The 24,346-nt window shown below is 73.5% G+C and carries 21 protein-coding genes; 15 read left to right on the forward strand and 6 right to left on the reverse strand.

The genetic code is table 11. From position 1 onward, the window contains the following. Nucleotides 1-213, reverse strand: a 213-nt coding sequence (locus H596_RS23520; RefSeq protein WP_169579883.1) for a helix-turn-helix domain-containing protein, incomplete at its 3' end; no start/stop codon positions are given. A gap of 233 nt (nt 214-446) precedes the next feature. Here H596_RS23520 and H596_RS0116275 point away from each other — a divergent pair. Beyond that, nucleotides 447-2,048, forward strand: coding sequence for an ABC transporter substrate-binding protein (locus H596_RS0116275; RefSeq protein WP_027285788.1), 1,602 nt, complete (start codon nt 447-449; stop codon nt 2,046-2,048). A 63-nt stretch (nt 2,049-2,111) separates the two neighbouring features. On the opposite strand, the gene H596_RS0116280 is transcribed toward H596_RS0116275, so the two are convergent. Then, the gene (locus H596_RS0116280) at nt 2,112-2,780 is read right to left on the reverse strand and encodes a Tim44/TimA family putative adaptor protein (protein WP_027285789.1); all 669 of its coding nucleotides are present in this window, start codon (nt 2,778-2,780) and stop codon (nt 2,112-2,114) included. A 124-nt stretch (nt 2,781-2,904) separates the two neighbouring features. Here H596_RS0116280 and H596_RS0116285 point away from each other — a divergent pair, with 124 nt between their 5' ends. Together H596_RS0116285 and H596_RS0116290 are read left to right on the forward strand one after the other, a co-directional pair. Continuing rightward, nucleotides 2,905-3,459: a histidine phosphatase family protein gene (locus tag H596_RS0116285; RefSeq protein ID WP_027285790.1), complete on the forward strand. Its 555-nt coding sequence runs from the start codon at nt 2,905-2,907 to the stop codon at nt 3,457-3,459. Between the two features lie 26 nt (nt 3,460-3,485). Continuing rightward, entirely contained in the window at nt 3,486-4,454 is a 969-nt protein-coding gene (locus H596_RS0116290; protein ID WP_027285791.1) for a Bug family tripartite tricarboxylate transporter substrate binding protein, read from the forward strand. 24 nt (nt 4,455-4,478) lie between these two features. On the opposite strand, the gene H596_RS0116295 is transcribed toward H596_RS0116290, so the two are convergent. Continuing rightward, a complete protein-coding gene (locus H596_RS0116295; protein WP_027285792.1) occupies nt 4,479-5,858 on the reverse strand; it encodes an aspartate aminotransferase family protein in 1,380 nt (459 codons plus the stop codon). A 135-nt stretch (nt 5,859-5,993) separates the two neighbouring features. Between H596_RS0116295 and H596_RS0116300 the strand changes: the two genes are divergently transcribed. Then, nucleotides 5,994-6,977 carry a Bug family tripartite tricarboxylate transporter substrate binding protein gene (locus H596_RS0116300; RefSeq protein WP_027285793.1) on the forward strand — a complete coding sequence of 328 codons (984 nt, stop codon included), beginning with the start codon at nt 5,994-5,996 and terminating at the stop codon, nt 6,975-6,977. Between the two features lie 4 nt (nt 6,978-6,981). Here H596_RS0116300 and H596_RS0116305 read toward each other — a convergent pair whose 3' ends face one another. Both H596_RS0116305 and H596_RS0116310 read right to left on the reverse strand, forming a co-directional pair. Continuing rightward, a complete protein-coding gene (locus H596_RS0116305; protein ID WP_027285794.1) occupies nt 6,982-8,157 on the reverse strand; it encodes an enolase C-terminal domain-like protein in 1,176 nt (391 codons plus the stop codon). A gap of 4 nt (nt 8,158-8,161) precedes the next feature. Further along, nucleotides 8,162-9,334: a CaiB/BaiF CoA transferase family protein gene (locus H596_RS0116310; protein ID WP_156910162.1), complete on the reverse strand. Its 1,173-nt coding sequence runs from the start codon at nt 9,332-9,334 to the stop codon at nt 8,162-8,164. Nucleotides 9,335-9,419: 85 nt separating this feature from the next. On the opposite strand from H596_RS0116310, the gene H596_RS0116315 reads away from it, so the two are divergent. From H596_RS0116315 to H596_RS0116345, 7 genes are all read left to right on the forward strand, one after another. Beyond that, a complete protein-coding gene (locus H596_RS0116315; RefSeq protein ID WP_027285796.1) occupies nt 9,420-10,199 on the forward strand; it encodes an enoyl-CoA hydratase in 780 nt (259 codons plus the stop codon). Between the two features lie 45 nt (nt 10,200-10,244). Beyond that, a complete protein-coding gene (locus tag H596_RS0116320; protein WP_037301806.1) occupies nt 10,245-11,375 on the forward strand; it encodes an NAD(P)/FAD-dependent oxidoreductase in 1,131 nt (376 codons plus the stop codon). Continuing rightward, nucleotides 11,372-12,967 (forward strand): acyl-CoA dehydrogenase family protein, encoded by a 1,596-nt coding sequence (locus tag H596_RS22040; protein ID WP_051213265.1) that lies wholly within the window; start codon nt 11,372-11,374, stop codon nt 12,965-12,967. The genes H596_RS0116320 and H596_RS22040 overlap by 4 nt, the downstream gene beginning before the upstream one ends. A gap of 87 nt (nt 12,968-13,054) precedes the next feature. Beyond that, nucleotides 13,055-14,608, forward strand: coding sequence for a phytoene desaturase family protein (crtI, locus tag H596_RS0116330; RefSeq protein ID WP_027285798.1), 1,554 nt, complete (start codon nt 13,055-13,057; stop codon nt 14,606-14,608). A 12-nt stretch (nt 14,609-14,620) separates the two neighbouring features. After that, nucleotides 14,621-16,207, forward strand: coding sequence for a phytoene desaturase family protein (locus tag H596_RS0116335; RefSeq protein ID WP_027285799.1), 1,587 nt, complete (start codon nt 14,621-14,623; stop codon nt 16,205-16,207). 2 nt (nt 16,208-16,209) lie between these two features. Then, nucleotides 16,210-17,019, forward strand: coding sequence for a lysophospholipid acyltransferase family protein (locus H596_RS0116340; RefSeq protein ID WP_037301808.1), 810 nt, complete (start codon nt 16,210-16,212; stop codon nt 17,017-17,019). Between the two features lie 5 nt (nt 17,020-17,024). Beyond that, nucleotides 17,025-18,125 carry a glycosyltransferase gene (locus H596_RS0116345; protein ID WP_027285801.1) on the forward strand — a complete coding sequence of 367 codons (1,101 nt, stop codon included), beginning with the start codon at nt 17,025-17,027 and terminating at the stop codon, nt 18,123-18,125. 9 nt (nt 18,126-18,134) lie between these two features. Here the strand turns inward: H596_RS0116345 and H596_RS0116350 are convergent, their stop codons facing one another. After that, entirely contained in the window at nt 18,135-18,563 is a 429-nt protein-coding gene (locus H596_RS0116350; RefSeq protein ID WP_027285802.1) for a hypothetical protein, read from the reverse strand. Between the two features lie 144 nt (nt 18,564-18,707). Here H596_RS0116350 and H596_RS23070 point away from each other — a divergent pair, with 144 nt between their 5' ends. The 4 genes from H596_RS23070 (at nt 18,708) to H596_RS22055 (ending at nt 24,344) form a co-directional block, all read left to right on the forward strand. Further along, entirely contained in the window at nt 18,708-20,339 is a 1,632-nt protein-coding gene (locus H596_RS23070) for a squalene/phytoene synthase family protein (RefSeq protein WP_051213267.1), read from the forward strand. After that, nucleotides 20,336-21,547, forward strand: a complete 1,212-nt coding sequence (locus H596_RS0116360; protein WP_037301810.1) for a hydroxysqualene dehydroxylase — start codon at nt 20,336-20,338, stop codon at nt 21,545-21,547. The genes H596_RS23070 and H596_RS0116360 overlap by 4 nt, the downstream gene beginning before the upstream one ends. Before the next feature lie 250 nt (nt 21,548-21,797). Beyond that, nucleotides 21,798-23,126: an aldehyde dehydrogenase family protein gene (locus H596_RS22050; RefSeq protein WP_051213269.1), complete on the forward strand. Its 1,329-nt coding sequence runs from the start codon at nt 21,798-21,800 to the stop codon at nt 23,124-23,126. A gap of 78 nt (nt 23,127-23,204) precedes the next feature. Next, nucleotides 23,205-24,344, forward strand: a complete 1,140-nt coding sequence (locus tag H596_RS22055; protein ID WP_051213271.1) for a hypothetical protein — start codon at nt 23,205-23,207, stop codon at nt 24,342-24,344. Nucleotides 24,345-24,346: the final 2 nt, after the last annotated feature.

The following is a 24,346-nucleotide window of genomic DNA, read 5'->3' on the forward strand; positions in this document are numbered from 1 at the left end:
GGCCAGCCGCTCCACGCCGGCCCGACCGCCGGCCGCATAGAGCCGGCGGTGCGCGCGCACCGTCTCGGCGTCGATGAACAGGGCTTCGGCCACACGCTCCGCCGTCCAGCCATCATCCAGCAGCAGAAGCGCGTTCATCCGCCGGTGCACCGCGCTGTTCCCCTGCCGGCGCATCGCCGAAAGGAAATAGGCCCGGTCCTCAGGGGTCAGCACAGCGCCAGACATGAACAGAGCGAATCAGCACACCCCGCGTCGCCGCAAGCTGAGTTCGGCGGAGTCGGGGTTTATGCGGCGCGCTGCCCAGGCGTGAGGCGGTGCGGCGCGCCTCTGCCCGCCGCGCGGGCGATGGGCGCGGCCCGGCCCCGTTCCGCCCCGCTTTTCCGCGTTCCACGGCCCCGCTCCTGCGCCGCATGAAGGCTCCGTCATCCGCTGCCGGAGGATCGCCCATGCTGCCCCGCCGCTCCCTGCTCGCCGCACCCGCCCTCCTCGCCGCCCTCGGCCCCAGCGAGGCCGAGGCGCAGGCCGCCCAGCCGCTGCGCATCGCCATGTCCATCGGCGATGTGCCCCGCCTGTGGGGCGGGCCGGAGGCCGGCTTCGAGGGCGTGCGCTTCGGCGCCTATTTCGTCTATGACGCGCTGGCTCAGTGGGATCTCTCCAGCGCCGACCGCGCCTCGGGCATCGAGCCCGCGCTCGCCACCGCCTGGCGCGTGGACGAGGGCGACCGGCGCCGCTGGATCGTCACCCTGCGGCAGGGGGTCCGCTTCCATGACGGCTCGCCCTTCGACGCGGACGCCGCGATCTGGAACTTCGACGCGATCTTCAACCAGCAGGCGCCGCAGTTCGAGCCCACGCGCTCGGCGCTCGTGCGCGGGCGCCTCACCTCCGTCGGCAGCTACGAGAAGATCGACGCGCACACCATCGCCGTCACCACGCGCGAGGTGGACGCGACCTTTCCCTACCAGCTCGCTTTCATCTGGTTCGCCTCGCCCACGCACTGGCAGGCGCTGGGCGGCGACTGGGCGCGCTTCGCGCTGAACCCCTCGGGCACGGGGCCCTATCGCGTGGCCTCCGTCACGCCGCGCCAGCGGGCCGAGCTGGAGGCGAACACGGCCTACTGGAACCCGCGCCGCATCCCCAAGGCGCCGCGCACCGCGCTGCTGCCCATCCCCGACAGTTCCGCGCGCGTGGCCGCGCTGCGCTCGGGCCAGGTGGATGTGGTGGAATCCCTGCCGCCCGACGCCATCCCCTCGCTGCGCGCGGCGCGCTTCCAGATCGTCCAGAACGCCTACCCGCACATCTGGGCCTGGCGGCTGAACGTGACGGAGGGCTCGCCCTTCGCGGATGTGCGCGTGCGCCAGGCCGCGAACCTCGCCATCGACCGCGAGGGGATGGTCGCGCTGCTCTCGGGGGCGGCGCTCGCCGCCCGCGGGAAGGTGCCGCCCGATCACCCGTGGTTCGGCAACCCCTCCTTCCGCCTGCGCCATGACCCGGCGGAGGCGCGGCGGCTGATGACCGAGGCGGGCTACAGCGCCACGCGCCGCTGCGCCATCAACTGCATCATGCCCGTCTCGGGCGGCGGGCAGATGGTGCCGCAGCCGATGAACGAGGCGATGCAGGCCGGGCTGCGCGAGGCCTTCTTCGACGTGACCTTCCAGCCGGTGGACTTCGCGACCTCCATCAACATGCTGCGCGCCGGCGCGCGCGATCCTTCCTCGCGGGGCGGGCATGCGCTCAACATCGCAATCCCCTCCATGGAGCCGAACACGGGCTGGTACATCTATGACGGCGAGCTGGCGCCGCCGCGCGGCATCAACTGGGGGCACTACAACTCGCCCGCGGTGAACGCGCAGCTCCGCGTGGTGCGCAACAGCTTCGACCAGGCGGAGCAGGATCGCGCCATGGCCCGCCTGCACGAGATCCTGGTGGAGGAGGCGGCGCTGCTCATGGTGGTGCATGACCTGAACCCGCGCGCGCTGAGTCCGCGCGCGCGGGGCTTCGTGCAGGCGCGCAACTGGTTCCAGGACTACACGCAGATCAGCCTGGGTTGAGGGGCGCGAGGGCGGGGCGGGACTGCGCCCTCCCCGCCCCCCTCGCCCGAGAAGCCGGGCGGATCAGCCCGAGCGGGTCGCCACCAGGCGCCAGGCCGGGTCGGCGCTGGTCACGTCGCGCTGGAAGGTCCAGATGTCGATCACTTCGGTGATGGCGTCCGAGCCGGCGATGATCTCGCCGTTCCGGCCCGTGGTCATGTTCACCTGGTCGGAGACGAAGCGCACGGTGATCTCGGCGATCGGGCCGCGCAAATCCGCGCCCTCGATCGCCATCTCGTGCATGGAGCGGATTTCGGTCCGCTGCGTCTCGCCCGCCTGCTCGCGCTGGGCGATGGCCTGCTCGAAGCCGCCATAGGTCTCGTCGGAGAGCAGGGCGCGCAGCGTCTGCCGGTCGCCCTGGGCGAAGGCGGTGACGATCATGCGGAAGGCGCCCTCGGCCCCGTCCAGGAAGCCGTTCGGGTCGAAGCCGCGATCGGCGCCGCTGATGCGGCCCAGCGCCTGGCCCACGGGGCTGCGGAAATCGGGGATGATGCGGCGCGCACCGCCGCGGCGGGCGGGCATGATCTCCTCGCGCACGCCCTCGGCGCGCGCGGTCGGGCCCTCCGCCGCGCCATGGGGCTGCGGCGGGCGCTCGAAGCCGGTGCGCTTGCCCAGAACGCTGCGCAGGCGCAGCACCAGGAACGCCGCCACCATGGCGAAGAGGATCAGATCAATCGGGAAACCGCCCTGCATCGCGCCCTCCGGTCACCCTGGCATTTAGGCGCCATGTGGCGTTTTCGCAATGTCATGGGCGGTCTTGCCCGGCCGCCGGGCGCGCGGCACATCACGCCGCATCGTCGCAGGATCCGGCACGCCCATGATCTTCCTCCGCCACGGACAGAGCGAGTTCAACCTTCTGTTCACGCAGACGCGAAAGGATCCCGGCATCGCCGACCCGAAGCTCACCCCGCTCGGCCACCAGCAGGCCGAGGCGGCGGCCATGGCCCTGCGCGGGCGGGACATAAGGCGCATCATCGTCTCGCCCTACACCCGCGCGCTGCAGACGGCCGCGCCGGTGGCCCGCGCGCTCGGCCTGCCGCTGACCGTCACGCCCACGGTGCGCGAGCGCTACGCCTTCTCCTGCGACATCGGCACCCCGGTCAGCCATTTGCGGCGCGACTGGCCGGAGGTGGGGTTCCACGCCATCGAGGAGGTCTGGTGGCCCGCGGTGGAGGAACCGGAGGAGCAGGTGCTGGCCCGCGCCGCCCTGTTCCGCGCCGAGATGGCGGCGCTTCAGGATTGGGCGCACACCCTCGTCGTCTCCCACTGGGGGTTCATCCTGGCCTTCACGGGCCAGTCCGTGATGAACGGCGAGATGATCGAGGCCGACCCCACCGCCGGCCCCCCCGAGAGCATCGCCTGGCGTCACTGACCCGATACCGCATGGAGGAAACGAGCATGAGCATCACCCGCCGCGGCCTGGGCGCGGCCGGCCTTGCCCTGGCCGCCACCCCCGCCCTCGCGCAGCAGGAATGGCCGGCGCGCGCCGTCACCCTCGTCGTGCCATGGGCGGCGGGCGGCAGCACGGATGCCGTGGCGCGCATCCTCGCCCAGCGCCTTTCGCAGGACACGGGGCGCAGCTTCGTGGTGGACAACCGCACGGGGGCCAACGGCACCATCGGCTTCCAGTCGGTCGCGCGGGCGCGGCCGGACGGCTACACCTTCCTCGTCAGCACCGTCAGCACCTACGCCATGGCCCCGCACCTGATGGCGCTGCCCTACGACAATGAGCGGGACTTCACGGGGCTCGGCCTGCTCGCCTCCATGCCCATCGTGATGGTGGTGAACGCGGCCTTTCCCGCCCGCAGCCTGGCCGAGTTCGTGGCCATGGCGCGCGCGCCCGGGCATCGGCTCACCTACGCGAACTCGGGCACCGGCTCCTCCACCCACCTCGCCACGGAACTCTTCCTGCGCGAGGCCGGGCTCGAGATCCCCGACATCGGCTATCGCGGCGGCGGGCCGGCCGTGCAGGCCGTGCTGGCGAACGAGACGCCGATGGTGTTCCAGGCGGCCTCGGGCGTGCTGCCCCATGTGCGCGCGGGCGCGCTGCGCGCGCTCGGCGTGGCGTCCGAGCAGCGCAGCCCGCTGATGCCCGATGTGCCCACCTTCGCCGAGCAGGGCTTCCCCGGCGTGCTGGTGACGGAGCACATCGCCCTCCAGGCGCCGGCCGGGCTGCCGGAGGCCATCGGGCGGCGCATGCACGCGCTGGCGCGCGCGGCGATGGAAGCGCCCGAGACGCGCGAGCGCCTTGCCGCGCTGGCCGTCGTGCCGACCGTGGGCACGCCCGAGGAGTGGCCGGCCTATTTCGCCGCCGAGAACGCGAAGTGGCGCGAGGTGATCCGCGCGCGCAACATCCGCCTGCAGTAGCGCGAGGGCAAGGGGCCGGTTTGATCAGACCTCGCCCTCCGCCTTCAGCGCGCGGATCGTGGCGCGCAGCGCCTCGGCGGTGGCGGCGATGCTCGCCTCGTCATGCGCGGCGGAGAGGATGCCGCCGCGATGGCCCATCGGGTCCACCCCGTTCACGATCATGCCGAGGTGGAGCTTCTGCTGCAGCGACTTGCGCGGATCGGGCGCGAAGGCCTCCGGCGGCAGGGCGAAGGCGTCGAAGGCGAGCGGGTCCACCGGCAGGTTCCGCGGGTTGGTGTAGAGGAAGAAGAAGCTGAACTCGCCATAGACGGCCCAGGGCATGCGCTCCTCGGCCAGCACGGCGTTCAGCGCCGCGCGCATCGCCTCCCCCGCCTTGTTGGCGCGGCCGCAGGCGTCCTCGTCGCGCACGGCCTTGAGCATGGCGATGCCCGCCGCGGCCGAGACCGGGTTGGCGTTGTAGGTGCCCGGGTGCTTGATCTTCTCGCGGCCCTTGCGGGCGGCGATCTCGAAATCCAGCGCCTCGAGGATGTCGGCGCGGCCGGCCACCGCGCCGCCGGGCATGCCGCCGGCCACGATCTTGGCGAGGGTGCAGAGATCGGCCGTCACGCCGCGCGCCTGCTGCGCGCCGCCGGGGGCGAGGCGGAAGCCCGTCACCACCTCGTCCATGATGAGCAGCACGCCATGCGCGCGCGTCAGCTCGCTCAGCGCGCGAAGGAAGGCGCCCGGAATGGGGACGAGGCCGGTGGTGGCGCCGATGGGCTCCAGGATCACCGCCGCGAAGTCGGGGTCGCTCTCGAACAGCGCCGCCACGGCCGCGATGTCGTTGGGCGGCAGAAGGCGCACGCCCTCGGCCACCGCCTCGGGAACGCCGGGCGTGGGCGTGCCGTCGAAGTGGTTGTCCACGCCGAAGGCCATCGCGTCGTGCCAGCCGTGATAGTGGCGGTGGAAGCGCAGGATCTTGCGCCGCCCGGTGAAGGCGCGCGCGAGCCGGATGGCCATGTGCGTGGCCTCGGTGCCGGAGGCGGTGAAGCGCACCCGCTCGGCGCAGGGCACCAGCTCCTGGATCAGCCGCGCCCACTCCACCTCCAGCGCATGGCCCGCGCCGAACTGGCTGCCCTTGCGCATCTGGGCGATGGTCGCCTCCACCACCGCGGGCGGGCAGTGGCCGAGCAGGTGCGAGCCGTGGCCGCCGAAGAGGTCCACCAGCCGGTTTCCGTCCACGTCCCACTTCCAGGCGCCCTCGCCGCGCTCGACGTAGAGCGGCCAGGGCTTCAGCCAGCGGCTGTCATGCGCGATGCCCGAGGGCAGGCTGCCGAGCGCCTCGCGGTGCAGCGCGGCGCTGCCCGGCGTGCGCGCCATATAGGCGTTGATGATGGCGCTGTTGGTGAGGCCGCTGTCCGGCATGTCGGCTCGCTCCGCCCGAATCTCCGCCGGGGCAGGGCAGCATGGGCGGGGCGCGGCGGCAAGGTGCCTGCGGGCTTCCGTCCGGCCCGTTTCGGCGCGATGCTGCCCGGAAACCGATAACCGGAGGAACACGTCATGGCCCTTCACCGCCGCGCCGCGCTCGCCCTGCCGGGCGCGCTGCTCGCTGCCCCCGCCCTCGCCCAGGCCGAGTGGCGCCCCAGCCAGCCCATGCGCATCGTGGTTCCGGCCGCGCCCGCCGGCACGACCGACATCATGGCGCGCCTCCTCGCCCAGCACCTGCAGCAGCGCCTGGGCGCGAACGTGGTGGTGGACAACCGCTCGGGCGGCGGCGGCACCATCGGCACCATGGAGGTGCTGCGCGCGCCGGCGGATGGCCACACGCTGCTCTCCGGCAATATCGGGCCGCAGAGCATCGCCTATTCCCTGTTCCGCAACCTGCAGTACCGGCCCGAGAGCCTGCAGCCCGTGGGCAACATGATCCGTGGCCCCAATGTGCTGCTGCTGCACCCGAGCGTGCCGGCGCGGAGCGTGCCGGAGTTCGTGGCGCATCTGAAGCAGAACCCGGGGCGGCTCGCCTATGGCAGTTCGGGCGTGGGGCAGTCGCCGCATCTCTCGGGGGTGTGGTTCACGCAGCTCACCGGCACCCAGGCGACGCATGTGCCCTATCGCGGCGCCGGCCCGCTGATGCAGGACCTGATCGCGGGCAATGTGCAGTTCAGCTTCGATAACCTCACCACCTCGGTGCAGCAGATCCGCGCCGGCCAGGTGCGCGCGCTGGCGGTGACGAGCGCGGACCGCAACGCGCAGATGCCCGAGCTGCCGCCGATGCGCGAGACGATGCCCGAGCTTGCGCACTACGAGGTGAACACCTGGTTCGGCATGTTCGCCGCGGCCGGGATTCCCGCGGCCGCGCTGCGCGTGCTCAACGCCGAGATCAACACGCTGCTCAACATGGAGGAGACGCGCGCGCGCTTCGCCCAGATGGGCGGCGTGCCCATGCCGGGAAGCCCGGAGGATTTCGGCCGCTTCGTGCAGGCCGAGATCGCGAAGTGGCGCGGCGTGATCCAGCGCGAGGGGCTGCAGATGGACGTGAGCTGAAGCGCTACAGCGCCTGCAGCACCGCCCAGAGATCGTTCTTCGCCTCGAAGCCGATGCCGGGGATGTCGGGCATGCGGATGCGCCCGTTCTCCACGGGCGTGCTGTCGGCGAAGCCGCCGAAGGGCGCGAAGACCTCGGGGTAGCTCTCATTGCCGCCGAGCCCGAGGCCCACCGCGATGTTCAGCGCGAACTGGTGCCCGCCATGCGGCACGCAGCGGCGCGGGCTCCAGCCATGCTCGCGCAGCATCGCGAGGGTGCGGAGATATTCCACCAGCCCGTAGGAGAGCGCGGGGTCGAACTGCAGCACGTCGCGGTCCGGCCGCAGCCCGCCATGGCGGATCAGGTTGCGCGCATCCTGCATGGAGAACAGGTTCTCGCCCGTGGCGATGGGCGGGGCGTAGTGCTCGGCGAGCGTGGCGTGGGTCGCGTAGTCCAGCGGGTCGAGCGGCTCCTCGTACCAGCGCAGGCCGAAGCCCTGGATCGCGTTGCCATAGCTCAGCGCCGCGTGCAGGCCGAAGCGCCCGTTCACGTCCACGCAGAGCCGGTGCCCCGCGCCGTCGAGCAGCTTCAGCACCGCCTCGATGCGCTTGAGGTCGAGCAGCAGCGCCTCGCGCAGCGGCATCCCCGGGCTGCCGCCGATCTTCATCTTCACCACCGTGTAGCCGAGGCCGAGGTAGCGCTTCATCTCCTCGACCAGCGCCTCCACGTCCTTGCCGGGGAAGTAGTAGCCGCCTGCGGCGTAGATCCAGGCGCTCTCGTCCGCGCGGCCCTGGTTGTAGCGGTCGGCCAGCAGCTTCCACAGCGGCAGCCCGGCGAGCTTCGCCGCCGCATCCCACAGCGCCATGTCGAGCACGCCCACGGCCACGCTGCGCTCGCCATGGCCGCCGGGCTTCTCGTTCTTCATCATGGCGGCCCAGGCGGGGAAGGGGTCGAACCCGCCATCCGGGTGCGCAGGCAGTTCGCCCGACTCCGCGAGGCGCGGGATGAAGCGCTCGCGCAGCAGCCCCTCCTGCGCGTAGCGGCCGTTGGAGTTGAAGCCGTAGCCGGTGGCGCTGCGCCCGTCGCCGCTCTCCACCGTGACGGCGACGACGCTCGCCGTCATCTTCGAGAAGTCGATGTAGGCGTTGGCGATGGCGCTGCCGATCGGCGCCACCGCCTGGCGGATGGAGGTGACCTTCATCGCCTCAGACCGCCTTCTTCGCGCGCAGCGCGGCGATCTCGTCCTCGCTGAAGCCGAATTCGCGCAGCACCTCCTCCGTGTGCTGGCCGCGCTCGGGCGTGGGGTTGCGCGCGCAGGCCACGCCCTCGATCTGCATGGGCGCGCGCACGAGCCGGATCTCGCCCAGCAGCGGGTGCTGCACGGGCATGGCCAGGCCGAGATGCTTCACCTGCTCGTCGGCGAAGACCTGGTCCATGGAATAGACGGGCCCGCAGGGCACGCCCGCGGCGTTGAAGGCGGCGACCCATTCGGCGGTCGGGCGCGTCTCGAGCTTCGCCTGCAGCATGGCGTTGACCTTGGCCCGGTTCTTCGAGCGCAGCGCGTCGGTCGCCATGTCGGGGTCCTTCGCCTCCTCCTCGAGGCCGAGCACGCCGATGATGCGCTTCCACATCTCGCCGCCACCGCCGGCGATGTTCACCACGCCGTCGCTGGTGCGGAACAGGCCGGTGGGGATGGTGGTGGGGTGGTCGTTGCCCGCCTGCTGCGGCACCTCGCCCTTCATCAGCCAGCGCGTGGCCTGGAAATCCATCATCGCCACCATCGCCTCGAGCAGCGAGGTGTGCACCCAGCGGCCCCTGCCCGTGGCCTCGCGCTCGAGCAGCGCCACCAGGATGCCGATGGCGCAATAGAGCCCGGCCGTCAGGTCCGCCACCGGAATGCCCGCGCGCACCGGCCCCTGGCCGGGCAGGCCGGTCACGCTCATCAGCCCGCCCATGCCCTGCGCGATCTGGTCGAAGCCCGGCCGCTTCGCATAGGGGCCCGTCTGCCCGAAACCGGAGATGGAGCCGAGCACGATGCGCGGGTTGATGGCGCAGAGGCTCTCGTAGTCCACGCCCAGCCGGTGCTTCACGTCGGGGCGGTAGTTCTCGACCACCACATCGGCCCGCCTCACCATGCGGTGGAAGGCGGCGCGGCCCTCCTCGCTCTTCAGGTTCAGCGTCATCGCGCGCTTGTTGCGGTGCACGAGCTGGAAGTCGGGCCCGTGGCGCTCGCCGCCCAGCCCCTTGCCGGTGTCCACCTCGTCGGTCGCCTCGATCTTGATGACGTTGGCGCCCCAGTCGGCGAGCTGGCGCACGCAGGTGGGCCCCGAGCGGACGCGCGTGAGGTCGAGCACGGTGAAGCGGGCGAGCGGCATCATGGCGGAGTGTCCCCGAGCGAGAGGCCCGCATCTTCCACCGCGGGCGGAAGGCTGCAACCCTCCGCGCCCCTGGAGGAGCCGCACCATGTCCGACGAGCTGCTGATCGAGCGCCGCGAGGGGATCGTCTTCGTCACCCTGAACCGGCCGCAGGCGCGCAACGCGCTGACCTTCCCGATGTACGAGGGGCTCGCGACGCTCGCCGCCGAGGCGGGCGCGGACGAGGCGGTGAAGGCCATCGTCATCACCGGCGCGGGCGAGAAGGCCTTCGCCGCGGGCACCGACATCTCCCAGTTCACGAGCTTCCGCAGCGCCGAGGACGCGCTGGCCTACGAGGCGCGGATAGACCGCGTGCTGAGCGCGCTGGAGGACTGCCCGAAACCCACCATCGCCGCCATCGCCGGCGCCTGCACGGGCGGGGGCGCGGCCATCGCCGCGGTGTGCGACCTGCGCCTCGGCGCGGCCAATGCGCGCTTCGGCTTCCCCATCGCGAAGACGCTGGGCAACACGCTCTCCATGGCGAACCACGCGCGGCTGGTCGCGCTGCTCGGCCCCGCCCGCGTGGCGGACCTCATCTTCACCGCGCGTCTGATGGAGGCGGAGGAGATGAAGGCCGCGGGGCTGCTGTCGGAGGTGCTGCCCGACCATGCGGCGCTGCAGGCGCGCGCGGCGGAGCTGGCCGCCACCGTGGCGGGCCACGCGCCGCTCACCCTGCGCGCGACGAAGATGGCGCTGAAGCGCCTGCGCGCGCCGCTGCGCGCCGTCCAGGGCGACGACCTGGTGGCCATGTGCTTCACCAGCCGCGACTTCCAGGAGGGGGTGGAGGCCTTCCTCGCCCGCCGCCCCGCCGTCTGGCAGGGGCGCTGATCGCCCGGCGTGCATCCGCGGCGCGCCTCGCCTAGTCTGCGCCGCATGGAGAATCGCCCCACCGCCCTTGTCCTCGGCGCCGGCATCATGGGCCTCAGCACCGCCTGGGGCCTGCGGCGCGAGGGCTTCGACGTGCATGTGATCGACCAGGCCGCCCCGCCCAACCCCCGCGGCAGCTCGGTGGACCATCACCGGCTGATCCGCCACCCCTACGGCGCGCTGCGCGGCTACATGCGGATGGTGGACGAGGCCTATGCGGCCTGGGGGGAGCTCTGGCGCGCGCTCGGCGAGACGCTGCACATCCCCACGGGCATCCTCGCCCTGGACGACACGGGCGGCGCCTGGGTGCCGGACAGCCGCGCCGCCCTGCGCGCGCAGGGCCTTCCGCTCGAGGATTTGCAGTCGGAGGGTGTCGCCGCGCGCTTCCCCTTCCTCTCCGGCGCGCACATCCGCGACGCCTTTTTCTGCCCGCTGGGCGGCGTGCTGCTCGCGGGGCGCATCGTCGAGCGGCTGGCGGCGCATCTGCGCGCGCTCGGCGTCACCTTCGAGCAGGCGCGCGCGGTCGCGGTGGACGCGCCGCGCCGCGCCCTGCGCCTGGAGAACGGCGCGACGCGCGCGGCCGATGTGCTGGTGGTCGCCGCCGGGCCCTGGGCGCCGAAGCTGCTGCCCGAGGTGCTGGGCGCGCGCGTCGTTCCCTCGCGCCAGGTGGTGGTGCGGCTGATGCCGCCGCCCGAGGCGCTGCCCGCCTGGGAGCGCGCGCCCATGCTGCTCGACCTCGCCGAGGCGGGCGGGTTCTACCTCGTGCCCCCCGTGGCGGGCACGCCGCTCAAGATCGGCGACCACAGCTTCTCCCGCCAGGGCGACCCCGACGAGCCCGACCGCGAGGCCGACCCGCGCGAGGTGGAGCGCATCCTCGCCCTCGCCCGGCGGCGCATCCCGGGCCTCGAGGGCTTCGGCTTCCTCGGCGCCGCCAACTGCTTCTACGACGTGGAGCCGGAGGAACGCTTCGTCATTGCACCGCTGGCCGATGCCGCCTGGGTGATGAGCGGCTTCTCCGGCCACGGCTTCAAATTCGGCGCGCTGCTGGGCCTGCGGCTCGCGCGCGCCATCGCGCATCACGAGGACCCGGCGGCGCTCTCCGCCTGGGCCGCGGGAAGGGAGGGGCAGGCCGCATGAGCACGACGCAGAGCGAGGATCTCGTCTTCGCCCTCACCCGGCTGCACCCGCTGCCGGGCGAGGCGCTGGCCGCCGAGGATGTCGCCGCGCTGATCGAGGAGATGCGCCGCTTCGCCGAGGAGAGGGTGGAGCCCGGCCGGCTGGAGGCGGATCGTCTGGGCGCGCGCTTCGAGGCGGGCGCGGTGCAGTGCCCGCCCGCCTATCGCGCGCTCTACGCGCAATGGATCGAGGGCGGCTGGCAGGGCCTGCCGGCCGATCCGGCGCATGGCGGGCAGGGGCTGCCCTTCGCGCTCGCCGCCGCGCTGAAGGAGCTGCTCACCACCGCCGACCACGCCTTCAGCCTCTGCCCGACCCTGACCTGGGGCGCGATCGAGCTGCTCGAGAAGCACGCGAGCCCCGACCAGGCCGCGCGGCTTCTGCCGCCGCTCGTCAGCGGCGCGTGGAACGGCACCATGTGCCTGACCGAGCCGCAGGCGGGCAGCGATCTCGGCGCCATCCGCACCCGCGCCGAGCCGCTGGGCGAGGGGCGCTACGCGCTGCACGGGCAGAAGATCTACATCACCTATGGCGAGAACGATCTCAGCGAGAACACGCTGCACCTCGTTCTCGCCCGGCTGCCCGATGCGCCCGCGGGCTCGCGCGGCATCTCGCTCTTCGCCTGCCCGAAGCGGCGCGCGGACGGCTCGGCCAACGCGCTGCGCTGCGGCGGCATCGAGAAGAAGCTCGGCATCCACGCCTCGCCCACCTGCGTGATGCTCTTCGAGGGCGCCGAGGCGGAGCTGATCGGCGAGGCGCATCGCGGCCTTCCCGCCATGTTCGCCATGATGAACAACGCGCGGCTGCAGGTGGGCATCGAGGGCGTGGCGGCGGGCGCGCGGGCGCTGCGGCTCGCCGAACGCTATGCGGCCGAGCGCGTGCAGGGCGGGCGGCCCATCGCGCGCCACCCCGACGTGGCGCGGATGCTGGCCGAGATGCGCGCCACCACCCTCGCCGGCCGCTTCCTCGCCATGGAGGCCTGCGTGGCCGCCGACGCCGCGCGCGCGGGCGATGCGCAGGCCGAGGCGCGGCTCGCGCTGCTCACGCCAATCGTGAAGGCCTGGTGCACCGATCGCGGCGTGGAGGCCGCCTCGCTCGGCGTGCAGGTGCATGGCGGCATGGGCTTCGTGGAGGATGCGGGCGCGGCGCAGGTGCTGCGGGATGCGCGCATCGCGCCGATCTACGAGGGCACCAACGGCATCCAGGCGCTCGACCTCGTGGCGCGCAAGCTGCCGCGCGACCAGGGGGCGACGCTGCGCGCGATGCTCGCCGCGGCCTCCGCGGCCGATCCGCGCCTCGCGCCGGCCGCGGAAGCGCTGGAGGGCGCGACGCGCTGGATCCTCGCCGCCGCGCCGGAGGAGGCGGCGGCCTCGGCCAGCGCCTATCTCGACGCCTGCGGCTGGTTCCTCGGCGCGGCGCAGCTCGCCCGCGCGGCGCGGCTCGATGCGCGCTACGCGCCCCTGGCCGCCTTCTACCGCGCGCGGCTGCTGCCGAGAGTCCAGGCCCGCTGCTCGGAGATCACGGGGGCGGCGGAGCTGCTCGCGCTGATCGCGTAACGAAAACGCCGCGTCCCGCGGGGCGGGGGGTTGCGCTGCCGGGTCGAGGCAGCATCTTGGAATGGTTCGAAAGATCGCACCGACGGCATGAACGCACCCCTTCCCGCCCCCGCGCTTCGTCGCCAGCGGCCGAACATCGCCATCATCGGCGCGGGTCCGGGCGGGCTCGCGGCGGCCATGCTGCTCGCCGCGAGCGGCGCGCGCGTCACGGTGTTCGAGAAGGACGATGTGGTGGGCGGCCGCACCCGCACCCTCACCTCGCCGGAAGGCTACCGCTTCGACCTCGGCCCGACCTTCTTCCTCTACCCGCGCATCATCCGCGAGGTGTTCGCGAGCTGCGGCGCCGATCTGGACGAGGAGGTGGAGCTCGTCCAGCTCGACCCGCAATACCGCCTCATCTTCGAGGGCTCGCCAAGCATCACCCTGGACGCGACGGGCGATCTCGACCGGATGGAGGCCGCCATCGCCGCCTTCGCGCCGCAGGATGCAGCCGGCGTGCGGCGCTTCATGGCCGACAATCGCTGGAAGCTGGACGCCTTCCGCCCGGTGCTGGAGAAGCCCTTCAGCACCACCGCGCGCATGCTGGGCAAGGATGTGCTGTTCAGCCTGCCGCAGCTTCGCCCGCACCTGCAGGTGGACGAGGATCTGCGCCGCTACTTCAGCGATCCGCGGGTGCGGCTCGCCTTCAGCTTCCAGACGAAATACCTGGGCATGTCGCCGTTCAAATGCCCGTCCATGTTCACCATCCTCTCCTTCCTGGAGTACGAATACGGCGTCTATCACCCGATCGGCGGCTGCGGCGCGGTCAGCGAGGCGATGCGCCGCGTGGCCGAGCGGCTGGGCGTGGAGTTCCGCCTCGGCACGCCCGTGGAGCGCATCGCCTTCGCCGGCCGGCGCGCGGTGGGCGTGGAGGCGGGCGGCCGCCACCACGCGGCCGATGCGGTGGTGCTGAACGGGGATTTCGCACACGCCGTGCCGCGCCTCGTGCCCGATTCCATCCGCAAGGCGTGGTCCGACCGCAAGATCGCCAAGGCGCGCTACTCCTGCTCCACCTTCATGCTCTACCTCGGCGTGGAGGGGACGCTGCCGCAGCTCGCGCACCACAACGTGCTGCTCTCCGAGAGCTACCAGGAGAACATCCGCCAGATCGAAACGGGCGTGATCCCGGAGGCGCCGAGCCTCTACGTCCAGAACCCCACGGTCACCGATCCGGGGATGGCGCCGCCGGGGCACAGCGCGCTCTACATGCTGGTGCCGGTGCCCAACCTGCGCCACGGGGCGGACTGGGCGGCCGAGCAGAGGCGCTTCCGCGACATCGCCATCGGCCGCCTCAAGGTGCTGGGCGTCGAGGACATCGAGAGCCGCATCCGCTACGAGCGCATCGTCTCGCCGCAGGGCTGGCAGGACGAGTTCGCGGTGGGCTTCGGCGCCACCTTCAACCTCAGCCACGATCTCCTGCAGATGCTGAGCTTCCGGCCGCGCAACCGCTTCAACGACACCGAGGGCCTCTACCTCGTCGGCGGCGGCACGCATCCGGGCTCCGGCCTGCCGGTGATCTACGAGGGCGCGCGAATCACCACGCGCCTCATCCAGGAAGACCTGGCGATGGAGCCGGCCGTGGCGCCGGCCCTCGCGCGGTAGGGAGTTCCCCGCATGACCAGCTCTCACATCGTCGTCGTCGGCGCGGGGCTCGGCGGCCTCGCCGCCGCCTGCACCGCGGCCGCGCGCGGGCATCGCGTCACGCTGCTCGACAAGAATCCCTGGCTGGGCGGGAAGGCGGCGCAGCTCTACCTCGACGCGCCGGACGGAAGCGGGAGGTTCCGCTTCGACATGGGGCCCACCATCCTCACCGTGCCGCGCGTGCTGCGCCGGATCTACGCGGAGGCCGGGCGGGACCAGGCCACGGAACTGCCGCTGATCTACCTCGACCCTCAGTGGCGCTGCTTCTTCGAGGACGGCACGCGCATCGACCTGATGGCCGATGTGGAGACCATGGCGAAATCCATGGACGCCTTCGCCCCCGGCACCGGCGCGGGCGACGGCTACCGCAAGTTCCAGCGCGTGGCGAAGCACCTGCACGGCGTCTCCGAGAAGTTCTTCTTCTGGAAATCCGTCGAGGGCATCGGCGACACGCTGAACCTGCGCGCCAACTTCAACCCCGACACGCTGCGCGACGTGCTCTCGCTGCGCATGGGCCAGACGGTGGCGAAGGTGATCCGCGGCCATGTGCCCGACGAGCGGCTGGCGCAGATGCTCGACCATTTCTGCCAGTATGTCGGCTCCAACCCCTATCTCGCGCCGGCGGTGCTCTCCTCGATCGGCGACATGCAGGCGAGCGAGGGCGTGTGGTACCCGGTGGGCGGCACGCGCGCCGTGGCCGAGGGGCTCGCGAAGCTCGCGGGAGAGCTGGGCGCGGAGCTGCGCGCCAACGCGGACGTGACGGGCCTCGACATCGAGAACGGCAAGGTGGTGGCCGTGAAGCTCGCCTCCGGCGAGCGCATCGCCTGCGACGCCGTGATCTCCAACATGGACGCCATCCGCACCTACAAGGAGCTGGTGGGTGGCGAGGCGGCGGCGGCCTACGAGAAGAAGGGCTATGAGCCCGCCTGCTCCGGCGTGGTGCTCTACCTCGGCCTCAACCGGCGCTACGAGCACCTGGCGCACCACTGCTTCGTCTTCTCCCGCGACGCGGAAGAGGAGTTCGACGCCATCTACAAGAAGGGCGAGCCCGCGCCGGACCCCACGGCCTACCTCGCCGCCACCGCGCAGACCGACCCGACCAGCGCGCCCGAGGGCGGCGAGGCGCTCTATGTGCTGGTGCACACGCCCTACATCCGCCCGCACCACGACTGGAACGAGATCTTCCCCGGCTATCGCCAGAAGATCCTCGACAAGCTGAAGCGCACCGCCGCGATGCCCGACATCGAGGAGCGCATTGTGGCCGAAGCCCGCCTCACGCCGGTGGACATCCACGAGCGCTACCGCGTGCTGAACGGCGCGATCTACGGCCTCGCCTCGCATGGCAGCTTCACCGGGGCCTTCAAGCCGGGCAACCGCTCGCGCCATGTGAAGGGCCTCTACCTCTGCGGCGGCGCGGCGCATCCGGGCCCGGGCATGCCCATGGTGATGATGTCGGGCTGGATCGCCGCCGACAGCCTCGACCGGGATCTCGGCGGGCGCGGCATGTCGCCCGAGGCGGAGCGCGCGGGCCGGCGCGAGGCCGAGCTGGCCGGCGCCTGAGCATGGCCGCGGCGGACGAGCCCTCGCCCGTCGCGCTGCGCTCGGAGCGCATGATGCGCTTCTTCGAGGTCGCCTTCACGCGCAGCTTCGCCGCCTCCTTCACGGCGCTGCGCGTGGCGCGCTGGGGCCTGCCCGCCGCGCCGGAAGGGCGGCCCGCCATCATCCTGATGAACCACCCGGGCTGGTGGGACGGGGTGCTGGTGATGCTGCTGATGCGCCGCTTCTTCCGCGAACGGCCGGGCTTCACGCCCATGGACGCGGCGGCGCTCGAGAAATACCGCTTCATGAAGCGGCTGGGCGTGTTCGGCGTCGAGCAGAACACCGCCCGCGGCGCCGTCCGCTTCCTGCAGACGGCGAAGCAGGTGCTGGAGGATCCCCGCCACACGCTCTGGATGAACGCACCCGGCCGCTTCGCCGATGTGCGCGAGCGCCCCGTGCCGCTGGCGCCGGGCGTGACGCGGCTGCCCGAGATCGCGCCCACGGCCGCCATCCTGCCCGTGGCCATCGAATACACCCACTGGACCGAGAAGCGCGGCGAGGCGCTGGTGGCCTTCGGCCCGCCGCTCGACTGCGGCGCGCTTCTGGCGATGGAGCGCGCGCCGCGCACAGAGGCCATCCGCGCCGCCCACACCGCCGTGATGGACCGCCTGGCCGAGGACGCCATCGCCCGCGATCCCGCGCGCTTCCTCGTCGCGGTGGAGGGGCGGCAGGGCGTGGGCGGGCTCTACGGCGCCGTGCAGTATGCCCGCGCCCTGCTGCGGGGCCAAAGACACGATCCGCGCCACGACCCGCGCGCGGCGGAAGGGAGGTAGCGGAGATGGACTACGCGCATGTCGCGCTCGCCCTCGCGCTGATGCCGATCCTGTTCGGCATCATCAACCTCCGGCGCCTGCCGCGCCTGGCCGCGACGCCGCCCGAGGGCACGCTCGTCTCCATCCTGATCCCGGCGCGCAACGAGGCGGCGAACATCGGCGCCTGCCTCGACGCCGCGCTCGCCTCCACCGGCTGCGCCATCGAGGTGGTGGTGATGGACGATGGCAGCACCGACGCCACGGCCGAGATCGTGCGGGGCTACGCGGCGCGGGATGCGCGCGTGCGCCTTGTCGCCGCGCCCTCGCTGCCCCCGGGCTGGACGGGCAAGGTGCACGCCTGCGCGCGGCTCGCGGAGGCGGCGCGCGGCACGCATTTCCTGTTCATCGACGCCGATGTGCGCCTCGCCCCCCATGCCGCGGCGGCGATGGCGGCGCACAGCGTGGCGCGCAACATCGCGCTCGTCAGCGGCGTGCCGCGGCAGGAGATGCGCACGCTGGGCGAGGGGCTTACCGTGCCCTTCATCAACTTCCTGCTGCTCTGCTACCTGCCCTTCGGCGGGCGCGCCATCCAGCGCAAGCCGAGCCTGGCCGCCGCCTGCGGGCAGCTCATCCTCGTCGAGCGCCGCGCCTATGAGGTGACGGGCGGCCACACCACCATCAAGGGCGTGCTGCACGACGCCATCGCGCTGGCGCGCCTGTTCCGCGAGCGCGGGCACGACACGGAGATCGTGGACGGCACGCCGCTCGCCACCTGCCGCATGTATGACGGCTTCGCCCAGGCCTGGGCCGGCTTCATCAAGAACGCGCGCGAGGGCATGGCGACCCCCATCGGCCTGCCGATCTGGACGGTGCTGCTCGCCGGCGCGCATCTCTGGCCCTGGGCGCTCCTGCCGGACATCGAGGCGCTGGTCACCATCCTGCTGATGTTCGCGCTGCGCGCGGCGGTGACGATCCGCACGCGCGAGCCGTGGTGGACGGTGCCGCTGCACCCGCTCACCGTCATCGTCGCGCTGGCCATCCAGTGGACGGCGCTGCTGCGCTCGGCGCTGGGCCTCAAATCGGGCTGGAAGGGGCGCGCCTACAGCCCCGCCAAGGCCGAAGGCTGATCGCCCGCATCAGCGATCGCCCGAGGGCGGCGGCGCCACGGGCGCGTTCACCTGGCAGTAGAACAGATCCACGCTCATGCGGCTGCCGTTGAGATTCGCCGGCAGCCGCCCGCCGGCGGTGATGCTGGCCGAGACCGCGCCGCTGCCGGTGGGCAGGTTGCGCCCGCCCTCGAAGCGATAGCTCTGCCCGCCCGCCGTGACCGTGGCGATGACGGTGACGGTGATGTTCTGCCGCGCGCTGTCGGTCAGCGTCACGGTGACGCTCGCGGAATCGGGCCGGGCGGAGGCCGCCGTCACCGCCGGGCGGCAGCGCGCGTTGGCGCCGTAGGTCACGCTCAGCGTGCCCGGGCCGTAGGAGTGGTCGGCCTGGGCGGCGGCCGGGCCCGCCGGAAGCAGCAGGATCGCGCCGAGAAGGGCGGGGAGGGTGGGGCGGAGCATGGGGTGGTCCTTCATCGGGCTCGGTGCGCAGCTTCGGCCCATCGCGCCCCGGCATGCAATCGGCCGCGGCCTCTCGCGCCCATCCGCGCCGCCGATGGCCGGGGCGGGCTGGAAAGCGGCCGCCGCTCCCGCCACAAAGGGGGCATGACAGAGGTGAAGGCGCCCGGCGCGCCCAATCGCGACCACGACACGGAGAACTTCCCCACCGCCTCGCTGATCCTGGCGCGGCCGGTGCGCGCGAAGGTGATGGCCTTCTACCGCTTCGTGCGCACGGCCGACGACATCGCCGACAGCCCCGCCCTTCCGCCCGAGGAGAAGCTCGCGCGGCTCGACGCGATGGAGGCGGCGCTCAAGGATCCGCGCACCACCCTGCCCGAGGCCGCGCGCATGCACGCCGAATCCGTCGGGGTGGAGGAGGCGCGCCGCATGCTCTCCGCCTTCCGCCAGGACGCGCGCCAGGCGCGCTACCAGGACTGGGCCGCGCTGCTCGACTACTGCACCCGCAGCGCCGATCCGGTGGGGCGGATGCTGCTGCGCCTGCATGGCAGCGACGGCGCCGAGGCGCGCCGCGCCGCGGACGCGCTCTGCACCGCGCTGCAGATCCTGAACCACCTGCAGGATCTGGTGCCTGACCGCACGCAGCTCGACCGCGTCTATGTGCCCCTCTCCTGGATGGCGCTGGCGGGCGGCGAGGACGCCTTCTTCGAGCCCGCCAATCCGCGCCGCCGCGCCGTGCTCGACGCGATGCTGGACCGCGTGGAGGAGCAGCTCGACCGCGCCGCGGCCCTGCCGCGCCTGCTCGCTTCGCGCCGGCTGGCCATCCAGTCGGCCATGACCATCGGGCTCGCGCGGCGGCTGCTGGCGCGGCTGCGCGCGGCGGACCCGGTGCGGGGGCGCGTCGCGCTCACGAAGGGGGATTTCCTGAAGGAGCTGCTGCGCGCGCCGCTGCTCGGCGACCATGACCGCGAGCTGGTGGCCGCGCGGGTGCGCGCCGCCGGCTCCTCCTTCGCCGCCGGCATGGCGACGCTCTCGGGCGAGCGCCGCCGCGCCCTCTGGGCCGTCTACGCCTTCTGCCGCGCGGTGGACGACATCGCCGACGGCGCGATGCCCGAGGTGGAGAAGCGCCGCTTCCTCGCCGAGTGGCGCGGCAAGCTCGCGGCGCCCGACTGCGCGCTCTCGCGCGAGCTCTTCCTCGCGCGCCGCGGCTTCGACATCCCGCTCGCCGAATGCGAGGCCATGGTGGCGGGGATGGAGACGGACGCGACCGAGCATCTGCGCCTGCCCGACGAGGCGGCGCTCGACCTCTACTGCCGCCAGGTGGCGGGCAGCGTGGGGGCGATGAGCGTGCGAATCTTCGGCGCGCCCGAGGCGGAGGCCTGGGGCCTCGCCCTCGGCCACACCTTCCAGCTCACCAACATCCTGCGCGACGTGGACGAGGATGCGGCGCGCGACCGCGTCTATGTCCCGCGCACGCTGCTCGCCGCCGCGGGCATCCCCGAGGGGCCGGCGCGCGACATCGTGAACCACCCCGCCTTCCCCGCCATCTGCGAGGCGCTGGCCGCGCGCGCGGCCGAGGGCTTCGCCCGCGCCGAGGCGGAGCTGCCGCGCCACGACGCGCGCGCCCTGCACCCCGCGCGCGTGATGATGTTCGGCTACCGGCGCATCCTCGAGAAGCTGCGCGCGCGGGGCTTCGCCGGGGCGCGGCCGCGCGCCAGGCTCTCGCCGCGCGAGAAGCTCGGCATGCTCGCCTTCGCGCTGGGCTGGGCGCGCGCATGATCCATGTCGTCGGCGCCGGGCTCGCCGGGCTGGTCGCGGCGCATGCGCTGGCGCGTGCGGGCCGGCCCGTCACGCTGCACGAGGCCACGCCCGGCGCCGGGGGGCGCGCCCGCGCCCTGCCCGACGGCACGGACAACGGCACCCACGCGCTGGTGGGCGCGAACCGCGCGGCCCTCGCCTTCCTCTCGGCCATCGGCGCGCGCGAACACTGGATCGAGCCGGAGCCGGAGGGGCTGCCGGTGCTCGACCTCGCGGACGGATCGGCGCGGCGCGTGGCGCTCTCGCCGCTCGGCTGGTGGCGGGCGGACCGGCGGCCGGAGGGGGCCTCGCCGGCCGCCCTGGCCGCGCTGCTGGGCATGGCCCTGCCGGGGCGCGACCGGACCATCGCCGAGGCCATGGCCGCCCATCCCGCCTTCCTGCGCGGCTTCGTGGACCCGCTGACCATCGCCGCGCTGAACACGCCGAGCGCCGAGGCCTCGACACGCCGGCTCGGCCAGGTGCTGCGGCGGCTGGGCGGGCCCGGCGCGGCGCGGCTCTACGTCGCCCGGCGCGGGCTGGGGCCCGATCTGGTGGCGCCCGCCCTGGCGGCGCTGCAGGCCATGGGCGTGCGCTACCTCCCCGAGAGCCGGCTGCGCCGCGTCACCCAGTCCGGCGGCCAGGCGCGGGTGCTGCACTTCCACGAGGAGGAGATCGCCCTCGGCGCGGAGGACCGGGTGATCCTCGCCCTGCCGCCCTGGGAGGCGGTGCGGCTGCTCACCCATGTGGACGCGCCCGACCGCTTCGCCCCCATCGTGAACCTGCATTTCGCGCGCGGCGGGCCGGGGCCGGTGCGCTTCATCGGCATGCTCGGCGCGCTGTGCCAGTGGGTGCTGGTGCGGCCCGAGGGCGTCTCCGTCACCGTCTCGGCCGGGGACGCGGAAGCGGGCGAGGACGCGGAGAGCCTCGCCCCGCGCGCCTGGGGGGAAATCCTGCGCGCCGCCATGGCCTTCCGCCTGCCCGGCGAATGGCCCATCGCACCGCCCGCCTGCCGCGTGGTGAAGGAACGCCGCGCCACGCCGCGCCACACCCCGGGCCCCATCCCCAGCCCCGCCCGCCAGCCCCTCGCCAACCTCGCCCTCGCCGGCGACTGGACCTGGCCCGCCCTGCCCGCCACGCTGGAAGCCGCCACCCGCTCCGGCCTCGCGGCCGCCAGGGCGGTCCAGGCATGAGCGGGGTGTCGCCCCTCGCCCCCCGGGGAGGGCGCCGCCCTCCCCGGACCCCACCCGCCAAAGGCCATGGGCCTTTGGAAACCATGCGGTTCATGGGGCGGGAGAGGGAGGGGCCGCGCGCACCCGAATCCGCTGGAGCACCCATGACGCCCCTCCCTCTCCCGCCCCAAGGCTCGGGTTCCAAGGGCCCACTGGCCCTTGGCAGGGAGGGTTCGGGAGGGACGGCGTCCCTCCCGAGGCGGGCCGGGCGATGACCCCCGCCCAGGCCCTGGCCGCGCTGCGTGCGGTGGCGGCGGAGGAGGGCGTGCCTTCGCTGGCGCGGCGGCGGGGCTGGGTGGCTGCGCTGTCGCGTGCGGTGATGGCGCGGGCGGCTGCGGTGGCCGAGGCGGCGGCGGCCGATTTCGGCGCGCGCAGCACCGAGGACACGCTGCTGGCCGATGTGAAGATCATGGCCGACGCGGCGGCGCACATCCGCTGGAATCTCTGGCGCTGGGCGCGGCCGCGGCGGGTGTTCGTTCCCTATCCCTTCCAGCCTGCCCGCGCCTGGGCCGAGTGGGTGCCGAAGGGGGTGGTGGGGGTGATGGCCCCCTGGAACTACCCGGTGCAACTGGCGCTGCTGCCGGCGATGGACGCGCTGGCGGCGGGCAACCGCGTGGTCATCAAGCCCTCCGAGCACGCGCCGCGCGTGGCCGCGCTGCTCGGCGAGATCGTGGCGGAGGCGCTCGGCCCCCGCGTGGCGCTGGTGCTGCCCGGCGATGCGGCGCTGGCGCGGGAGTTCGCGTCCACGCCCTGGGATCACCTGGTCTTCACCGGCGGGACGGAGACGGGCCGGAAGGTGATGGCGGCCGCGGCGGCGAACCTGACGCCGCTGACGCTGGAGCTCGGCGGGAAATGCCCGGCCATCGTGCTGCCGGGGGCCGAGCTCGCGCGCGCGGCGAAGGACATCCTGGTGGCCAAGGCGGTGAATGCGGGCCAGACCTGCATCGCGCCCGACACGGTGCTGCTGGTCGGCCACCGGGCGGAGGATTTCGCCGCCGCCGCCCGCGCCTCGGGCGTGGCCGAGACGGGCACGCGCGTCATCAACGCGGCGCAGCAGGCGCGGCTCGAGCGGCTGATCGCGGGGCGGGAGGTGGAGTGGCTTGCCCCCGCCCCGGGCAGCCTCGGGCTCGCGCGCTCGGGCGGGGCGCTGGCGGAGGAGGAGATCTTCGGCCCCGTTCTGGCGATGGAGGAATGCGCCGACCTCGCCGCCGCGCTGGCCTGGGTGCGGGCGCGGCCGCATCCGCTCGCCATCTACCTTTTCGGCGCGACGCGGGCGGAGGAGGCGGCGGTGGCGGCGGCCACGACCTCGGGCGCGCTGGTCTGCGACCGGGCGGTGGAATACGCGGCCATCATGGCGCTGCCCTTCGGCGGGGTCGGCGCCTCGGGCTTCGGCCGGCGCAACGGCGAGGCGGGCTTCCGCGAGTTCTCCACCCTGCGCGCGCGGGTGCGGCATGGGTGCTTCAGCCTCTCGCGCCTGTTCGACCGGCCGCAGGGCGCCTTCGCGCGGAAGCTGATCCGCCGGCTCGTCGGGCTGCGCTGAGCGTCGCTGCCCTGTTTCATTCCGGCCGCCTCCCGGCCTAGCTTGCGCGCGCGGCGAGGCAAGCCGAGGGGGCAGGGGATGGCGAGGGCGGAGAATCCGGCGCAGGTCGAGGCGGCGCGCGCGCGGGCCGAGGCGGAGGCGCCCTTTGTGTGGATGCTGGGCGCGCCCGGCTCGGGCCAGACGGCGGTGATGGCCGCGCTCGCCCAGGAATGGCGCGCGGCGCTGCGGCAGGAGCTGCGGCCCGCCACCGCCACGGCCGAGAGCTTCGCGCATCCGCCGGAAATGCCGCTCATCCGCTTCCTGCTGACCACGGCCATCCGCCCCGACACACCCTATGACGAAGCGGAGGACATGGCCCTGGTCGCGCAGGCCCCGGGCCTTGTGCTGGTCACGCAGGCGGCGGATGCGCCGGTCTCCGCCGGGCTGCTCGCCACGCTGCGCCGGGTGCGCCGCGCCCATCCCGACTGGCCGGTGCTGGTGGCGCAGACGCGGCTGCACCTGCTCTACCCGCCCGGGCAGGGCCATGCGCTGCCCTATGCCTTCGACGTGGAGGGCATCCCGCTGCCGCGCGCGCCGCACGGGCTGGCGGGGCCGCTCGCGGAGCAGCGCGCGGCCTTCGGCGATCTGGCCGACGGATTCGTGCCGCTCGACCTCACCGAGGGCCAGGAGGGGCTGGATCCGCCCGATTACGGGCTGGAAGCGCTGCGCGCGGCGATGGTCCGCCTCGCCCCCGCGCTGGCGCCCGGCCTCGCGCCGCAGCCCGACCCCGAGGAGCGGATCTGGCAGCGCGTGATCCTGCCCTGGGCGGCGGCGGCGGCGGCGACGGATGCGCCGCCCCTGCCCATCCTGGGCGGGCTGCCGGCCATCGCCCTGCAGGCGGCGATGGTGCGCGCCATCGCGCGCCGCTTCGAGGTGGCGGACGACGCGACGGTCTGGGCCGGGCTGATCAGCGCGCTCGGGACGGGCTTCGTGCTGCGCTACGCGCTGGGCTGGATGCTGCGCCAGGTGCTCAAGCTCGCGCCCATCTGGGGCGGGGCGGCGGCGGCGGCCTGGACCTTCGCCGTCACCTGCGGGATCGGCGAGGCGGCGATCCGGCTCTGCAAGGCCGAGGCCGAGGGGCGGCGGCCGACGCGCGAGGCGCTGCGCGCCGCCTTCTCCGCCGGCAGCCGGCGCGGCGGGGTGCTGCACGGGGCGGGGCGGGGCGGCGCGCCGCGCTGACG

Origin of the sequence: Rubritepida flocculans DSM 14296, from assembly GCF_000425365.1 — a bacterium.
In the GTDB taxonomy this organism is placed as follows: Bacteria; Pseudomonadota; Alphaproteobacteria; order Acetobacterales; family Acetobacteraceae; genus Roseococcus; species Roseococcus flocculans.

Excerpts from the sequence above, each read along its gene's own strand:
- H596_RS0116280 (WP_027285789.1), bottom strand. The coding sequence starts at position 2,780 with ATGCAGGGCGGTTTCCCGATTGATCTGATCCTCTTCGCCATGGTGGCG.
- H596_RS0116350 (WP_027285802.1), bottom strand. The coding sequence starts at position 18,563 with ATGCTCCGCCCCACCCTCCCCGCCCTTCTCGGCGCGATCCTGCTGCTT.
- H596_RS23070 (WP_051213267.1), top strand. The coding sequence starts at position 18,708 with ATGACAGAGGTGAAGGCGCCCGGCGCGCCCAATCGCGACCACGACACG.
- H596_RS0116290 (WP_027285791.1), top strand. The coding sequence starts at position 3,486 with ATGAGCATCACCCGCCGCGGCCTGGGCGCGGCCGGCCTTGCCCTGGCC.
- H596_RS0116295 (WP_027285792.1), bottom strand. The coding sequence starts at position 5,858 with ATGCCGGACAGCGGCCTCACCAACAGCGCCATCATCAACGCCTATATG.
- H596_RS0116315 (WP_027285796.1), top strand. The coding sequence starts at position 9,420 with ATGTCCGACGAGCTGCTGATCGAGCGCCGCGAGGGGATCGTCTTCGTC.
- H596_RS0116300 (WP_027285793.1), top strand. The coding sequence starts at position 5,994 with ATGGCCCTTCACCGCCGCGCCGCGCTCGCCCTGCCGGGCGCGCTGCTC.
- H596_RS22040 (WP_051213265.1), top strand. The coding sequence starts at position 11,372 with ATGAGCACGACGCAGAGCGAGGATCTCGTCTTCGCCCTCACCCGGCTG.
- crtI (WP_027285798.1), top strand. The coding sequence starts at position 13,055 with ATGAACGCACCCCTTCCCGCCCCCGCGCTTCGTCGCCAGCGGCCGAAC.
- H596_RS22050 (WP_051213269.1), top strand. The coding sequence starts at position 21,798 with ATGACCCCCGCCCAGGCCCTGGCCGCGCTGCGTGCGGTGGCGGCGGAG.
- H596_RS0116305 (WP_027285794.1), bottom strand. The coding sequence starts at position 8,157 with ATGAAGGTCACCTCCATCCGCCAGGCGGTGGCGCCGATCGGCAGCGCC.
- H596_RS0116275 (WP_027285788.1), top strand. The coding sequence starts at position 447 with ATGCTGCCCCGCCGCTCCCTGCTCGCCGCACCCGCCCTCCTCGCCGCC.
- H596_RS0116310 (WP_156910162.1), bottom strand. The coding sequence starts at position 9,334 with ATGATGCCGCTCGCCCGCTTCACCGTGCTCGACCTCACGCGCGTCCGC.
- H596_RS0116340 (WP_037301808.1), top strand. The coding sequence starts at position 16,210 with ATGGCCGCGGCGGACGAGCCCTCGCCCGTCGCGCTGCGCTCGGAGCGC.
- H596_RS0116345 (WP_027285801.1), top strand. The coding sequence starts at position 17,025 with ATGGACTACGCGCATGTCGCGCTCGCCCTCGCGCTGATGCCGATCCTG.
- H596_RS0116360 (WP_037301810.1), top strand. The coding sequence starts at position 20,336 with ATGATCCATGTCGTCGGCGCCGGGCTCGCCGGGCTGGTCGCGGCGCAT.
- H596_RS0116285 (WP_027285790.1), top strand. The coding sequence starts at position 2,905 with ATGATCTTCCTCCGCCACGGACAGAGCGAGTTCAACCTTCTGTTCACG.
- H596_RS0116320 (WP_037301806.1), top strand. The coding sequence starts at position 10,245 with ATGGAGAATCGCCCCACCGCCCTTGTCCTCGGCGCCGGCATCATGGGC.
- H596_RS22055 (WP_051213271.1), top strand. The coding sequence starts at position 23,205 with ATGGCGAGGGCGGAGAATCCGGCGCAGGTCGAGGCGGCGCGCGCGCGG.
- H596_RS0116335 (WP_027285799.1), top strand. The coding sequence starts at position 14,621 with ATGACCAGCTCTCACATCGTCGTCGTCGGCGCGGGGCTCGGCGGCCTC.